Raw genomic sequence first — 15203 nt, 5'->3', positions numbered from 1 at the left:
AATAATGTCTAGCGAGATCGTACAAGAGAATAACCAGGCCAATAGCGAGCACGAAACCTACTACGTGCCCGATTCCAGCCGCCTGCCCATCCTGACCGCCATCGGCCTCGGCGTCACCCTGTTCGGAGCCTCTCACTGGCTGGTTGGCTCCAGCGTATGGGGATTTACCGGGCCTCAAATATTTCTGGCGGGCTGTCTGTTCTTTGCCGCCGTACTGGCCAGCTGGTGGAATACCGTCATTAAGGAAAACATGGCGGGCCTGCCCAGCGACCAACTGAAGCGCTCCTACGTGTGGGGCATGGGCTGGTTTATCTTCTCGGAAGTGATGTTCTTCTTTATCTTCTTCTTTGTGCTGGCCTATGTGCGTATCTACTCTCTGGATTGGCTGGCGGAAGACCCATTGTGGGAAGGCTTTAGCGCCGAATGGCCACTGATGCAGACGCCGGATCAGGCAGTCAATGGCGACGGCGCCAAATTCAAAGGTCCCGACGCCATTATCGACCCCTGGCACCTGCCGCTGCTCAACACCATTTTGCTACTGGCATCCAGCTTTACCGTGCACATTGCTCACAACGCCATCAAAGCGGGCAAGCGGGGACTATTCAACGCCTGGTTGGGCGCCACCATTGTGCTGGGTATTGCCTTCCTGTTCTTCCAGGTGGAAGAGTACATCGAAGCCTACCAAGACCTGGGGTTAACCCTGGAATCCGGCATCTACGGCACCACCTTCTTTATGCTCACCGGCTTCCACGGCGCCCACGTCACCATGGGCACCATTATGCTGTTGATACAGCTGCTGCGTTCGGTATTTGGCAACCACTTCAAGAAAGACGACCATTTCGGTTTTGAAGCGGCCTCCTGGTACTGGCACTTTGTGGATGTGGTTTGGGTGTGTCTGTTTATTTTTGTTTATATTCTATAAGCCACTGTCATCCTGAGCGCAGCGAAGGATCTCTGTTTGCGATAAAGCCTGAGATCCTTCGCTACGCTCAGGATGACATTAAGACTTAATACTGCCCATGCCAGGGCGCCTGCAAACTCAACTCCCCGGTGTGAATGCCATAGACGATCGCGACCATTAATAAGCCCGCCAGACCAATGCGAATACCCAGGGCATAGAGCGTGCGTTTACGCCCTCCCAGGTCTTTAAACAGAAACACCAAACCGCTGGTAAGGCTGGCAACCACACCAATCAGCAACAAGACAATAACGACTTTTAACCACATACCTTAGAACCTGTATTAAAACCGTGCCGGATAGTCTCATTTTCAAACCGATATTGTCGAATCAAAAGAAAGATACTCTACGCGAAGCCCTGGGCAGGGTGACCTTTGCCAGACCGTTGGCCGCATGGATAGCGGCCATCGAGCCTACAAGGATGTATGCACGGCGTGTCTGGCAAAGATCACCCTGTCCTGTGCGCCACCCAACTCCATGAAACGCCACTTCGCCCCCAACGCCAAAATCCTCATACTGGCCGCCCTGCTGCTGCCGGTACTGCTGTATTTGGGCAACTGGCAACTTGGGCGAGCCGAAGAAAAGCGCAACATACTGACACAACTGCAGGCCCGCACCGCCCTGCCCCCGGTAGCGGCACAACAACTTATCGGCGAGGCGGACGTGCGCTACCGCAATGTTCGCGCCACTGGCAGCTTTGACAACCGCCACAACTTCCTGCTGGACAACCGGGTACGCGACGCCCGACCCGGTTACGAAGTGGTTACTCCCCTGTACACCGACAGCGGTCACTGGCTACTGGTAAACCGCGGCTGGGTGGCTGCCCCCGCCTACCGGGACCAACTGCCAGAAATACCCGCTATCACCGGCCCGGTGGCACTGACGGCCACCGCCCACACGCCGCTGGAAAAAGCCCCCTCTGTATACGACTCCCAACCCGGCTGGCCGAAAGTGATCCAGAGCATCAATGTGGCTCAAATGGGCAAAGAGCTGGGCCATAAGGTGGCGCCCTTTACCCTGCGTATGCAGGATAACCAGCCCGGCGCCTTGCGCACCGGCTGGGCCGCCATTAATGTACAGCCGGAAAAACACACCGCCTACGCGGTGCAATGGTTTGCCATGGCATTGGCACTGCTGATATTGACCGCCCTGTTCTGTTTCCCGAAAAAGCGACCCTCTGATGACTGAGACAACCACCAACAAATCCAATCGCAAAGCCATCATTCAGGGCTCATTGGTTATCGGCTTGCCCTTGCTGGCCATGGCCGCCGCTTACCTGTTTTTCCCTGCCAACTCACAGCAGAAAGACGACCTGCTGAGCTGGCTGGGCACCACCAATCACGGCACACTGGTAGAACCACGAGTGTCTATAGCCGGAGACACCTTCAGCGCCAACGATGGCCAGCCCTGGCAAGTGGGCGCCAACAACAAATGGAAACTGATGGTGGCAACGCATGGCACCTGCGACGATGCCTGCCAACAGGCCCTGTACCTGACCCGGCAAATTCACAAACTGATTCCCAAACGCATCAACCGCCTGGAACGGTTTTACATCAGCTCGCAACCGGCCAGCCCCGACCTTCAACAGCTACTGGAAAGCGAACATGGCAATATTCCCGCCCTGCTCGACAGCAGCGGCGTTTTCTTTGACAAAATCGCCCAAAGCAACGCCCCGGACGACTGCCAGGGCTGTTATTACCTGATTGCTCCAGACGGCGAAATGGTGCTGTTTTACACCCCGCAACACGAATACAAAAAAGTGATTAAAGACCTGAAGGTACTGTTGTGAGCAACAAACCACTACCCGGTTATCGCCTTGCCTTGGCGGCCACACTGCTGGCTGTGGTCGTTGTGGTACTGGGTGCCTTTACCCGCCTGGTGGATGCCGGGTTGGGCTGCCCGGACTGGCCCGGTTGCTACGGCCAGTTGATCTGGCCGGACACCCCGGAAGAAATCGCCCGTGCTGAAGCCGCTTTTCCAGACTCACCGGTAGACAACAGCAAAACCTGGCCGGAGATGGTGCACCGCTACTGCGCCACCCTGCTGGGCATGGTTATTATTGGCCTGGTGATGGTGGCTTTTCGGGCCCGTAAAACCCTACCTGACTACCCGCTAAAACACTGCATCGGCCTGTTGCTGCTAGTGATCTGCCAGGGTGCCTTTGGTGCCTGGACGGTAACACTCAAGCTATGGCCACAGGTAGTGACCGCTCACTTACTGGGTGGCTTCGCGGTCCTCTCCATGCTCTGGCTGCTGGTGTTACGGCTGCGCAACCAGCGTTGGACTTTAAACACAAATGAATCTGACCGTTTGCACTCACTGCGCCCCTGGCTGGTTGGCGCCATACTGGTGGTGGTGGGGCAAATTGCCTTGGGCGGCTGGACCAGCTCCAATTACGCCGCTATCGCCTGCACCGACTTCCCCACCTGCCAGGGCCACTGGCTACCACCCATGGATTTCGCACAGGCATTTGATCTGACCCAGGATATCGGCCCCAACTATCTGGGGGGCGTGATGGACAATGACGCCCGCGTGACTATCCACTACAGCCACCGTATCGGCGCCTTATTAGTTACCGCCTACCTGCTGGTATTCTGTGGCGCCCTGTTGAGGGCCAAAGTTACCGCTGCCAAACCATTTGCACTGGCCATTCTGGGCGCATTGGCACTTCAAGTGACACTGGGCATCAGCAATGTGCTATATATTGTGCCCCTGCCAGTGGCAGTGGCCCACAACGCCGGTGGCGCCCTGCTGCTACTGACTCTGGTTACCCTGGCCTTTCAACTACATGCACCGGGCCGGACTGAGGACAACACATGAGTGACACATCCCTTGCCACACAACGCCCCGGTTGGCGCGATTATCTGGAGCTGACCAAGCCACGAGTAGTGGCGCTGATGATCCTGACCTCGGTAATCGGCATGTTGCTGGCGGTGCCCAGTGGCCTGCCCAGTCTGGAAGTGTTGTTGATGGGCAACCTGGGTATTGCCCTGTGCGCCGGTGCAGCGGCGGCGGTTAACCATGTGGTAGATCGCCATGTAGACACCAAGATGATCCGCACCTTTAACCGCCCGGTAGCAGTGGGTCGCGTTGGCCCTAGCCAGGCGATTCTGTTCGCCACCCTTACCGCCGCTCTGGGTATGGCGATTCTGATGCTGTACACCAACCAGCTCACCGCCTGGCTTACCCTGGCGTCACTGATGGGCTACGCCATTATCTACACCATGTTCCTGAAACGGGCCACGCCGCAGAACATTGTGATTGGTGGCCTCGCGGGCGCCGCCCCTCCCCTGCTGGGCTGGACGGCAGTCACCAACGACATCGGCGGCCACGGCCTGTTGCTGGTACTGATTATCTTTGCCTGGACACCGCCCCACTTCTGGGCGCTGGCGGTACACCGCAAGGCGGATTACGCCAAGGCGGGCATCCCAATGCTGCCAGTAACCCACGGTGAGGCCTACACCAAGCTGCACATTCTGCTCTATACCTTGATCCTGCTGGCGGTAACCCTGCTGCCCTATATCACCGGCATGTTTGGCTGGCTCTACCTGACCGGCACTTTGATTCTGGACGCCGGCTTCCTTTATTGGGCCCTGGTGATGCTGTACGGCAAACGAGCGGATTCGGGTATGGCAACCTTTAAGTACTCCATCGTTTACTTAATGGTGCTGTTCGTCATTATGTTATTGGATCACTACCTGGTACCGGCCCGAGTAGCCATTGGAGGAATATAAAATGAAAGCTGTAAGAATAGCCCTGGCCTCAGCGCTGTTTACCTTTGCCAGCGGCGTCGCTATCGCCGACGAAGGCATCGCCTGGCATACGGACTACCAAGCGGCAGCCGAAGAAGCCAAAGCCAGCGGCAAACTGCTGTTTATCAACTTTTCTGCCCAGTGGTGTGGCCCCTGCCAGGCTATGAAGCGGGACACCTACCCCAACCTTGCGGTGAAAAAGCAGATGGAGCGCTTTGTACCCGTCTATATCGATGTTGACAACAACACCGAGCTGGCCAACAAGTTCGGCGGCAATGCCCGTGCCTACGGCGGTAACGGCATTCCGGCGATGATCGTTGTTGATAACGACGGCAACGAACTCTACCGCCACCACGGCTACCGCTCTGCCGCTCAACTGACGGCAGCGCTGGGTAAAATCAAAACCGGTGACAAGCAGTGAGCGATAACGACGTACAAAAGAAACAGCGCGACAATGTTCTGCTGACGATTATCGGTGTACTGCTGTTCGCCTTTGCCTGTGTCGGCCTGTTTTACAACAAAATCTCTACACCGCGAGTTCTTTCCGAGAAAGAGTTGCGCAATAATGGCGCTATCGTCTTTGAAAAGCCGCGTATTTTCGGTGACGTGTCGCTCACTGACCACAACGGCGAGCCCTTTGACAGTGACCGCCTGAAAGGCAAATGGAGCATCCTGCTGTTTGGCTTTACCTTCTGCCCGGACATCTGCCCCACCGCCCTGGCACAACTCAACAGCATGGTGGAACCCCTCAGCGAAGAGGAGCTGGCAGACTTACAAGTGGTGATGATCAGCGTTGACCCAGAGCGGGATACATCGGAAGTATTAAGCCAATACGTGCCCTACTTTAACGAATCCTTCACTGGCGTGACCGGCAACCCGCACTTTATTCGCAAGCTGGCGGCAGAGCTTAATGTGGCCTACAACAAAGTACCTCTTGAGGCCACCGAACACCGGGAAGCTACTTACACTATGGATCACAGTGCCCATCTGGTGCTGGTCAATCCCTACGGCCACTATCATGGCTTTTTCCGACATCCACAAGACCCCACCGAAATGCGCCTTACCTGGCGCTCGATTCGGGAGTCTTTTAAGGGATAAGTTTCAAGGGGTAATGATGACAAAAGCGGCCCTGCTCACCACGTTACTGGCTGTCACTGCTGGCGTAGCTTGCGCCGACAACGACATCAATGCACCTTGCGATAGCCCGGAATACCGCCAGTTCGATTTCTGGCTGGGGCACTGGCAAGTGTTTGACAGCGACAGCGGCGACACAGTGGGGGAAAACCGTATCGAACGCATTCACAGCGGCTGTGCCCTACAGGAAAGCTGGACCGGTGCCAAAACCAGCCGTGGCAGCAGCTTTAATATCTACGACAAAAACAGCGGCCAGTGGCACCAGAGCTGGGTAGATAACAGTGGCCTGCTGCTGCGCCTGAACGGCGGCCTGGATGCTGAAGGCCGCATGGTACTCAGTGGCCCCGGCGTCAACGCCGAGGGTGCCGCCATCACCCACCGCATTACCTGGATACCCGGCGACAATCAGGTACGCCAGCAATGGCATGTGTCAGAGGATGGGGGTGAATCCTGGAAAGCTGTGTTTGATGGGACTTATAAACGCAAGAAATAACTTTGCGGGTTGCGGAAACACTGTAGGTCGGCCTTCAGGCCGTCAGAACACACTCTTAAAACCAAAGATTCCACAAGTATAAAATGGACGAACTCGACCTTTTTAATATCGCCTTATGGATTGAATCTATATATTCCGTACTCGCAATAGTTGGCTCAATAGTATTGTATTGGTTAATGCACCTCGTCATCACAAAGCGCAGTGACCCGATACTGATGTGCTTTCTTAAATCGCTTAGATACTTGTTGCTATTCTTTATTGTTCCACCGGCGATGGTGTGGCTGGGCTATGCACTACACGGAACCAACGGCATAGATTACATCCCCTTGTACTCAGCGGCTCCGTCAATGTTTCTAATTACTTTATCGGTATATTGGTTGTATAAGATGTACTCGGCATTGACCAAAATTTAATTGCCCTTCCTAGCTCTGTCGGCCCCTCTCTATAAAAAAGAGTGCCGACCTACAGGGTGTGGTGCAATAATCTCGCTCGGTCTGCTCGCAACGCGAAACGCGTAGCTCGAAACTGTCTAAAGATTCTCCCGCGCCCAGTTACTCGCTTCCACGCGGTTTTTAACGCCGACTTTCTTGAAGATATTGTACAAATGACTCTTGATGGTGTGTTCGCTGACGAACAGTTCGCCGGCAATAGCGGCGTTGGTTTTGCCATCAACAATGTGTTGCAGGATTTGCCACTCCCGACGAGTCAGGTTGGCAGAACAGGTTTGGGTATTGGGAATGCGGCGGCTGTTTTCCACAAAGCTGTGCAGCAGACGGCGAGGCAGCCAGTATTCGCCCTTGAGGATGGTGGCCACCCCCTCCAGCAATTTGGCATGTCCTGTGCTGTTGTAGAAGATACCGTTGACCCTGGGCCACTGCATCAGCCCTTCATGAGAGCTAAACGCCGTGGCGTTGAGCAGTGCAATGGTGGGTGATGGCAGCCATTCCTGAGAGTCTTTTATCGCCTGACCCGCCTGCTCCGCGGTGAGCACCGCACAGTCTAAAAGGATACAGGTGCCACACTCCAGCTGGCCAGACTCCACCAGTTTGCAGTGAATGCTGAGCTGTTCTTCAAACTTTTCCAGCAACAGACTGTTTTGCAAACTGGCCACATCAGAAACCAGTACCAGGTCGGCTACGTCTTCTTCATTAGTGGCCTGGAGCAGGCCATCATGAGTTTTTTCCATATTAATTCCTGAAAACCGCTGAAATTAAGCCGGTTTATGCCTATTCCTCAGGGATTGTCAGCATAAGCACGCCAGCTTTTAGTTGCAAGCGACTTCTGACCACTGGGAGCGACTCCTGTAAAGGTATTAGCCTTTAAGTATGAGATGACATAGGGCGAATCAGCCCCAAAAGAAACAACGCGGTGGCACTGATAACAATAGAGGGGCCCGCCGGAGTATCCAGATACCAGGACATCGCCAAGCCGGCGATAACAGCCAGTACCCCACAGATTATCGCGCCAACAGCCATCTGTTCCGGCGTTCGCGTCATACGACGGGCGGTGGCCGCCGGAATCAACAGGAGAGCGGTTACCAGCAGTGCCCCCACCACTTTCATGGCAATGGAAATGGTCAGCGCGATCAGCAGCATGAGCGCGGTGCGCACCGCGGTGGCGGGCACTCCCTCCACCCGCGCCAGATCCTCGTGAATGGTGATCGCCAATAGCGGCCGCCACAACTTCCACAGGGCAACGATCACCACTAAAGCAACCGCAGCAATCATCAGCAAATCACCCTGAGTAACCGCCAACAAATCACCAAACAGCAGGGTTTCCAGATCTATTTGTACCTGTGGGAACAGAGCCACTGCCACCATACCCAGAGCCAGGCTGCTGTGAGCCATAATGCCCAGCAGCGTATCCACCGCCAGCTGTCGCTGACGCATCAGCGCCACCAGCAGCAGCGCCAGCACCAGACACACCACCATTACTGCTATGGTGGGCACAATCTGCAACGCCACGCCAATAGCAGTACCAAACAGTGCTGAATGGGCGAGAGTGTCGCCAAAATAGGCCATTCTGCGCCATACGATGAAGGCACCCAGAGGACCGCTGGCAACCGCTACCGACACTCCCGCCAACAGCGCCAAAAGCAGGAATTCAGGCATCACCACTCCCCTTTTGCGGCTGCTCGTGGGCACAAACTTCACCATGCAAATCATGGCTATGGTCATGAACGTGGTTATAAAATGCGGTTTTGTCGCCAAAAAGCTGCAAATAGGCAGGATTTGCAGTGACGCTTTGCGGAGAGCCATGACAGCACACATGCTTATTGAGGCAGACAACCTCATCGGTGGCCGCCATCACCAAGTGGAGGTCGTGAGACACCATTAACACGCCGCAACCCAGCTCATCACGCAGCTGGCCGATCAGTTGATAGAGCAATTCCTGACCTGCCAAATCCACACCCTGAACCGGCTCATCCAAAACCAGCAGATCGGGCTTGTTAGACAGCGCCCTGGCCAGGAGTACCCGCTGCATTTCACCACCAGAAAGACCGTATACCGGGCTCTCCACCAGATGCGCCACCGCTACTCGCTGAAGCGCCTCGCGGCACTGCTGGGCATTGGCGCCAGAGAGCCCCAAAAACCGCCCCACCGTAAGTGGCATGGTGGAGTCGATATGGAGCTTCTGGGGCATATAGCCAATTCGCATGTCAGTGGCACGCTGCACCCGGCCCGAACTCACTTCCTGAAGGCCCAAAAGAACCTTCACCAACGTGGTTTTACCCGAGCCATTCGGGCCTATTAGCGTGACAATTCGTCGCTTTTCGACGCATAAATCGACATTTTCAAGAACATTTTTTTTACCAAAGCTGACACTGACACCCTTCAGCGACACCAGTTCGGTTGTGCCCGCTACTGACATTGTGGGCACAACCCCATCAACTCTACGGACTGGGACTCCAACTGGAAGTTAGCGTGAGTGGCAGCATTAACAATGGCATTGCTGACGGGCTCGGCACTGCACTCCGCCGCCGAGCCACACTGGCGACAGATAAGAAACAATTCATTGTGGTGACTGCCGGGGAACGGGCAGCCGATGTAGGCATTGAGCGAGGCGATGCGATGGATCAACCCCAGCTCCAGCAGAAATTCCAGAGCGCGGTAAACGGTGGGCGGCAGCACCCGCTTGCCATTTTTCTCACTGAGCAAATCCATAATCCGGTAGGCACCTAACGGTTGGTGGTTTTGCCAGATCAAGGTCAACACATCTTTACGAGCCTGGGTCAGGCGGGCCTTTTTCTCCTCACAAAGCGCCACAGCGCGGGCCATGGCGGCATCAATACAGCGTTGATGGTCATGTTCGTGATAGGCGAGTTTTGAATTTGTTATCATATAACATTACCTGTAGAATGCGCGCCGCTTCCCCAAACAGGGCCCTATTATTTGTTGCCAGAGCAGCAAACAAGCTCTAAATTTCACAATGTTATTATGTAACTTTCATTATCTATGTAAAGAGGCTTTTATGGCACGCCTGCTGATTGCCGTTCTGTTTACCATTGCCAGTTGTGCTGCTCTAGCAAACGACAAGCCAACGACGCTGCACGTCGTAACCACCATAAAACCACTGACCATGATTGCCGAGGATATTGCCGGTGACCGGGCGGTTATCTCCCAACTGATCCCCGCCGGCAGCTCGCCCCATGGCTACGCCATGAAAATCTCCGACCGCCGCAAAATCCAACAGGCGGATTTGTTGTTGTGGATCGGTGACACCATGGATGGCTTTGTGGGCAAAATAGCGACTGACGAGCAAATCAGCATCGCCGCCGATCAATTGCAAGGCGTTACCTGGCCAGCCAGCGCAGACCATCACCACAACCATGCACATGGCCACCACTCCGACTGCGGTTGCGAACACGGGGAGGGTGGCGACCCCCATATCTGGCTAAACCCCAACAACGCCGTGATTATCGCCAGCGAACTGGCCAAACAGCTGGGGCAGTTGGATCCAGCCAACCATGCCCATTATCAACAGGCAGCGGAGCGCTTTGCGCAACAGATAAAGGCATTTGATAAGCAGGCCAAACAGCGCCTTGCGCAACTGCCCGAAGGCCGCTTTGTGGTGCAACACGACGCCTACGGCCACTTTATCAATCGCTACGGGCTCGACCAGTTGGGCTCCCTGCGCAGTATTTCCGGCGCCAAAGCCGGTGCCAAAACCATGGCGACTTTACTGGCGGCAAAAGGGCAGGGCAGCGACATTGCATGCCTGCTCACTGATCCGCAGTTTGACGCCAAAGCCGCCGACACCTTTAGCGCCCGCACCGGCGTTAAGCAGGTTGCCCTTGATCCATTAGGGCACCAGGTGGCAACTAATTCCGGGGAACTGAATTATCTGGCCTTCCTCAATGGCTTTGTCGATGCTTTTCAGGGCTGCCTGGCGATATAAAGGCTTGCTGCACAGGGAGGTTGGGCCTTTGCCGACTCCCTGATAAGCTGGCGGCCTTGCTATTTACCGCCGGGCCAACCACTTATGTCTGACTCCTCTGCCGCGCCTCTCGTCCTCGTCGACGGTTCCTCTTATCTCTACCGCGCTTTCCACGCCATGTACAAGGCCGACTTGCGAACCTCAGCGGGTGCGCCGGTGGGTGCGGTACGCGGTGTCACCGCCATGTTGCGCCGCCTGCTGAAAGATTACCCGGAAAGCTGCATTACTGTGGTGTTCGACGCCAAGGGCAAAACCTTTCGCGACGACATGTACCCGGAGTACAAAGCCCAGCGCCCCCCCATGCCCGATGATCTGCGCCCGCAGGTGGAGCCGATCCACAAAATCATCAAAGCCATGGGCATGCCGTTGCTGGTGATTGAAGGGGTGGAAGCCGATGACGTTATCGGCACCCTGGCCTACCAGGCCACCGAGCAGGGCATTGATGTGATTGTTTCCACCGGCGACAAGGACATGGCACAACTGGTCAACCAGCACGTCACTCTGATCAACACCATGAAAGACCCCGTTGAGGTGATGGATATTGCCGGCGTGAAAGGCAAGTTCGGCCTGCCGCCAGAGTTAATTATCGATTACCTGGCGTTGATGGGGGACAAGGTAGACAACATTCCCGGTGTCCCCGGCGTCGGTGAAAAAACCGCGCTGGCACTGCTGCAGGGGCTGGGTGGCCTGGACAGCATCTACGCCAATCTGGATAAAGTCTGCGAACTGGAATTTCGCGGCGCCAAAACCATGCATAAAAAGCTGGAAGACAATCGCGAGCTGGCGTTTTTGTCCTACGACCTGGCCACCATCAAACTGGATGTGGAGTTGGAGCAAGGGCCACAAGACCTGACCATGGAACCGGAGGATCGCGACCAGCTGCTGGCATTGTTTACCGAACTGGAATTCAAGACTTGGATCGCTGAGATAGAGGAGGGTGATAGTAAGCACTCACTATCAACAAAACCTTCAAAAATACAGGCAAACTACACAACCGTATACATCGAAGTGGACCTGGACAGCTGGCTCAATAAACTTCAACAAGCCGGCCTGTTTGCCTTCGATACCGAAACCACCAGCCTGGATTATATGCAGGCAGAATTGGTGGGCGTGTCCTTTGCGGTAAACGCTGGCGAGGCCGCCTACGTACCCTTTGGCCACGACTACCTGGGCGCCCCCGACCAACTATCTCGCGATCTGGTGCTCGCCAAATTAAAACCGCTGCTGGAAGACCCAACGCTCGGCAAGCTGGGCCAGAACCTCAAGTACGACATGAGCGTGTTGGCGCGCCATGGGATCGACATGCGCGGCATCACCTACGACACCATGCTGGAATCCTACGTGGCGGATTCCACCGCTGGCCGCCACGATATGGACAGCCTGGCGGAGCGCTATCTGGATCACAAATGCATCAAATTTGAGGAGATCGCCGGCAAGGGGGCAGGGCAGCTCACCTTTAACCAGATTCCTCTGGAAGAAGCTGGCCCCTACGCCGCCGAAGACGCCGATATCACCCTGCGTCTGCATCAACAGCTGTGGCCTGCACTCGAACAGGATAACTCCCTGAAATCCGTGTTTGAGGAGATTGAGCTGCCACTAGTGCCGGTGCTGTCCCGCATCGAACGCAATGGCGCCCTGCTGGACGCCCGTTTGCTCACCGAGCAGAGTCAGGAGTTGGGTCGGCGCATCGCCAAATTGCAGGAGCAGGCTTACGAACTGGCCGGGGAGGAGTTTAACCTGGCGTCACCGAAACAACTGGGCGTTATCCTGTTTGAAAAACTCGGTATCCCGGTACTGAAAAAAACCGCCAAGGGCGCCCCCTCCACCAAAGAGGAGGTACTGCAGGAACTGGCTCTGGACTACCCATTGCCGAAGCTGCTGTTGGAGCACCGCAGTCTCAGCAAACTGAAATCCACCTACACCGACAAGCTGCCAACACTGGTGAACCCGGCGAGCGGCCGCATCCACACCTCTTATCATCAGGCGGTAACCGCCACCGGGCGGCTATCATCCAGCGACCCGAATTTACAGAACATCCCAGTGCGCACGGAGGAGGGCAGGCGCATTCGCCAGGCATTTGTGGCCCCTGAAGGCAGCGTGATTGTCGCCGCTGACTACTCCCAGATCGAACTGCGCATTATGGCCCACCTGTCCAGAGACGACGGCCTGCTGAAAGCCTTTGGCGACGGCCTGGATGTACACCGGGCCACCGCCGCCGAGGTATTTGGCGTCGATCTCGAGCAGGTCACCAGCGAACAGCGGCGCAGCGCCAAGGCGATTAACTTCGGGTTGATTTACGGCATGTCCGCCTTTGGGTTGGGCCGCCAGCTGCACATCGGCCGCAACCAGGCTCAGGAGTACATCGACCTGTACTTTGCCCGCTACCCAGGGGTGCAGCGCTATATGGACGAAACTCGCGCCAGTGCCGCGGAAAAGGGCTATGTGGAAACCCTGTTTGGGCGCCGCCTGCATGTGCCGGAGATCAATTCCAGCAACGGTATGCGACGTCAGGCCGCAGAGCGCACCGCTATCAACGCCCCTATGCAGGGCACCGCAGCGGACATTATCAAACGGGCCATGACCGCTGTGGATCAGTGGCTTAATGACGAGGAGCTGGCATCAAAAGTGATTATGCAGGTGCACGATGAGCTGGTGCTCGAAGTACCACGCCGTGAACTGGATGCGGCCAAAGAAGGGCTGCAGCAAAAAATGGCCGCCGCGGCCGAGCTGTCAGTGCCGCTGGTGGTAGATGTCGGCCAGGGCAACAACTGGGAAGAAGCCCACTAAAACATTAAAAATCAACTAGTTAAAAACGTCGTATTGCCAATAATGTAGAAATAGTGGAGAAGGTGAACTTTTCCATCCGGGGCTCCTCTAACACTGCGTAACGTACCTCGCATTTACGCTACACCCCCCTCTAGATATGTAATTGGCATACGCAACGCTTGTTTCCCCCAAGCACAGCAACGCAAGCCCTGGTCAAGCTCCTTCGACCAGGGTTTTTTTTGTCCTGTTTTCCCGTGTTGAGAGCCATTTCACATCAAAAGCGGTTGTGGGGGAACTTTTTCGCAAACAGGGCAGACTAAACTGGTTCTTGAGATTTACCTTGTATGCAGCAGGCGGTTGGACAGGGATTCTCCCCCCTCTTGACCTGATCCAGCCAGAGCATACGGCGCTGTAGAGATACAGCGCCGTTTTTTTGTCCACCTTTATCAGTCAGCGCGATCGCGCCCGGCGTCTTTGGCGCGATACAAGGCCTGATCTGCCGCTTCCAGCAATTGCTCAGAGCCTTCACCTCGCTGAGGAATGCAGCACCCCACCCCAACACTGACGGTAATGGCACTGTCTTGACCCTCTACGCCTGGAATGCGCACCTGCCGCACGGCTTGAAGGATGTTTTCCGCCACCACCATAGCCCCTTCGCGATCCGTATCTGGCAGCAGCAAGGCGAATTCTTCACCGCCAAAGCGGCTGGCAAGATCGGTGGGACGTTGCAGTTGCTTTGTGATGGCGGCAGCTACCTCTTTCAGGCAGAGATCACCTGCCGTATGGCCAAAGCGGTCATTAAATTCCTTGAAGTGATCCACATCCACCATCAACAGTGCCAGCGATCCCTGGCGACGTTGGCTGCGACCCCACTCCCGCTGCAGCTGGTATTCGAAGGCTCGGCGATTGGGCACCCCGGTAAGGGCATCCTGAGTGGCCATCTGCGCCAGTTTGCGATTGGCCGCCTGCAGGTGCCTTTTGGTCTCAATAGCATCAACCAGAGTGGCATTGTATTTTTGCGCCGCCAACAACACACAGGCGAAGAAAATCGCCATAATCATCAGCAGCATTCCATACTCATTGCCATCAATACTGAGCAACGCCCAGGCACAACTAACAACCAGTGGCGCCACAAAGGCAATAAAAGCGGGGAAGTAAGCAGAGAGGGTAATCACCGAACCGGCAATAACACCGGGGTAAATTATCCAGGTTATAAACTGGTGGGGCAGGGGCCAGCTGACACTGTACATAGACAGCAGCGCCCCCCACAAAACTCCATTGAGGAACACCAACAATAAAAAACTCAGTGTCCAGGTCTTCTGTCTGAGTCTTTCCGGGCCTTTCAAGTAATAGCGTACCCACAACAAGCGCACCGCAGCCAACACCCCATGAGCCAGCCCCCAGCGCAGCACCCCCTGGCTGGGTGCAACACCCCACAAGGCCACGGCAGTAAATACCATCAGGCCCAGAGATGAGATCACGGAACCAACCGAGCTGCGATAGAGCAGATTAACCTGCTCACTGAGAACCGCCACACGGTTATTGGCAGAAAAGGTGGGTGACATAGCACGCCTTTGTTTTTATTACTTTGCTTTTATTACTTTTGATGAGCCGCTGACAACAGCTTGATAGCGCCAGCCCCGCCTCCCTGCGCTGAAGCCACA

General features: G+C 55.6%; 16 protein-coding genes. 10 read left to right on the top strand and 6 right to left on the bottom strand.

Features of this window, described 5'->3' with window-relative positions:
- The first annotated feature begins 4 nt into the window (after nucleotides 1-4).
- On the top strand, nucleotides 5-922 hold the full coding sequence (locus QSV34_RS05560) for a cytochrome c oxidase subunit 3 (RefSeq protein WP_289152704.1): 918 nt from the start codon (nucleotides 5-7) through the stop codon (nucleotides 920-922).
- Between the two features lie 85 nt (nucleotides 923-1007).
- Here the strand turns inward: QSV34_RS05560 and QSV34_RS05555 are convergent, their stop codons facing one another.
- Entirely contained in the window at nucleotides 1008-1226 is a 219-nt protein-coding gene (locus QSV34_RS05555; RefSeq protein ID WP_289152703.1) for a DUF2909 domain-containing protein, read from the bottom strand.
- 124 nt (nucleotides 1227-1350) lie between these two features.
- Here QSV34_RS05555 and QSV34_RS05550 point away from each other — a divergent pair, with 124 nt between their 5' ends.
- The 7 genes from QSV34_RS05550 to QSV34_RS05520 are packed head-to-tail and all read left to right on the top strand — an operon-like array spanning nucleotide 1351 to nucleotide 6336.
- On the top strand, nucleotides 1351-2145 hold the full coding sequence (locus QSV34_RS05550) for an SURF1 family protein (protein ID WP_289152702.1): 795 nt from the start codon (nucleotides 1351-1353) through the stop codon (nucleotides 2143-2145).
- Entirely contained in the window at nucleotides 2138-2746 is a 609-nt protein-coding gene (locus QSV34_RS05545; protein WP_289152700.1) for a redox-active disulfide-containing membrane protein, read from the top strand. Before QSV34_RS05550 ends, QSV34_RS05545 begins: the two co-directional genes overlap by 8 nt.
- Nucleotides 2743-3777: a COX15/CtaA family protein gene (locus QSV34_RS05540; protein ID WP_289152698.1), complete on the top strand. Its 1035-nt coding sequence runs from the start codon at nucleotides 2743-2745 to the stop codon at nucleotides 3775-3777. Before QSV34_RS05545 ends, QSV34_RS05540 begins: the two co-directional genes overlap by 4 nt.
- The gene (gene cyoE / locus QSV34_RS05535; RefSeq protein ID WP_289152696.1) at nucleotides 3774-4691 is read left to right on the top strand and encodes a heme o synthase; all 918 of its coding nucleotides are present in this window, start codon (nucleotides 3774-3776) and stop codon (nucleotides 4689-4691) included. The genes QSV34_RS05540 and cyoE overlap by 4 nt, the downstream gene beginning before the upstream one ends.
- Nucleotide 4692: 1 nt before the next feature.
- Complete coding sequence (locus QSV34_RS05530; RefSeq protein ID WP_289152695.1) at nucleotides 4693-5130, top strand: thioredoxin family protein; 438 nt, start codon at nucleotides 4693-4695, stop codon at nucleotides 5128-5130.
- The gene (locus QSV34_RS05525) at nucleotides 5127-5807 is read left to right on the top strand and encodes an SCO family protein (RefSeq protein WP_289152693.1); all 681 of its coding nucleotides are present in this window, start codon (nucleotides 5127-5129) and stop codon (nucleotides 5805-5807) included. The genes QSV34_RS05530 and QSV34_RS05525 overlap by 4 nt, the downstream gene beginning before the upstream one ends.
- A 16-nt stretch (nucleotides 5808-5823) precedes the next feature.
- A complete protein-coding gene (locus QSV34_RS05520) occupies nucleotides 5824-6336 on the top strand; it encodes a hypothetical protein (protein ID WP_289152691.1) in 513 nt (170 codons plus the stop codon).
- 529 nt (nucleotides 6337-6865) lie between these two features.
- Here the strand turns inward: QSV34_RS05520 and QSV34_RS05515 are convergent.
- The 4 genes from QSV34_RS05515 to QSV34_RS05500 form a co-directional block, all read right to left on the bottom strand.
- On the bottom strand, nucleotides 6866-7522 hold the full coding sequence (locus tag QSV34_RS05515) for a LuxR C-terminal-related transcriptional regulator (RefSeq protein ID WP_289152690.1): 657 nt from the start codon (nucleotides 7520-7522) through the stop codon (nucleotides 6866-6868).
- A gap of 133 nt (nucleotides 7523-7655) precedes the next feature.
- Nucleotides 7656-8447, bottom strand: coding sequence for a zinc ABC transporter permease subunit ZnuB (gene znuB, locus QSV34_RS05510; RefSeq protein ID WP_289152688.1), 792 nt, complete (start codon nucleotides 8445-8447; stop codon nucleotides 7656-7658).
- Entirely contained in the window at nucleotides 8440-9207 is a 768-nt protein-coding gene (gene znuC / locus QSV34_RS05505) for a zinc ABC transporter ATP-binding protein ZnuC (RefSeq protein WP_289152872.1), read from the bottom strand. Before znuC ends, znuB begins: the two co-directional genes overlap by 8 nt.
- Nucleotides 9198-9677 (bottom strand): Fur family transcriptional regulator, encoded by a 480-nt coding sequence (locus QSV34_RS05500; RefSeq protein WP_289152686.1) that lies wholly within the window; start codon nucleotides 9675-9677, stop codon nucleotides 9198-9200. The genes znuC and QSV34_RS05500 overlap by 10 nt, the downstream gene beginning before the upstream one ends.
- A 130-nt stretch (nucleotides 9678-9807) precedes the next feature.
- Here QSV34_RS05500 and QSV34_RS05495 point away from each other — a divergent pair, with 130 nt between their 5' ends.
- Both QSV34_RS05495 and polA read left to right on the top strand, forming a co-directional pair.
- On the top strand, nucleotides 9808-10734 hold the full coding sequence (locus QSV34_RS05495; RefSeq protein WP_289152684.1) for a metal ABC transporter substrate-binding protein: 927 nt from the start codon (nucleotides 9808-9810) through the stop codon (nucleotides 10732-10734).
- A gap of 84 nt (nucleotides 10735-10818) precedes the next feature.
- Nucleotides 10819-13560, top strand: a complete 2742-nt coding sequence (gene polA / locus QSV34_RS05490) for a DNA polymerase I (RefSeq protein ID WP_289152683.1) — start codon at nucleotides 10819-10821, stop codon at nucleotides 13558-13560.
- Nucleotides 13561-13985: 425 nt separating this feature from the next.
- Here the strand turns inward: polA and QSV34_RS05485 are convergent, their stop codons facing one another.
- Nucleotides 13986-15104 carry a GGDEF domain-containing protein gene (locus QSV34_RS05485; protein ID WP_289152682.1) on the bottom strand — a complete coding sequence of 373 codons (1119 nt, stop codon included), beginning with the start codon at nucleotides 15102-15104 and terminating at the stop codon, nucleotides 13986-13988.
- Nucleotides 15105-15203 lie beyond the last annotated feature (99 nt).

This window comes from Porticoccus sp. W117 (genome assembly GCF_030341905.1).
Taxonomy (GTDB): Bacteria; Pseudomonadota; Gammaproteobacteria; order Pseudomonadales; family Porticoccaceae; genus SCSIO-12696.
Note: the sequence above shows the minus strand (reverse complement) of the source record. Positions and strands in the feature narration are given on the sequence as shown.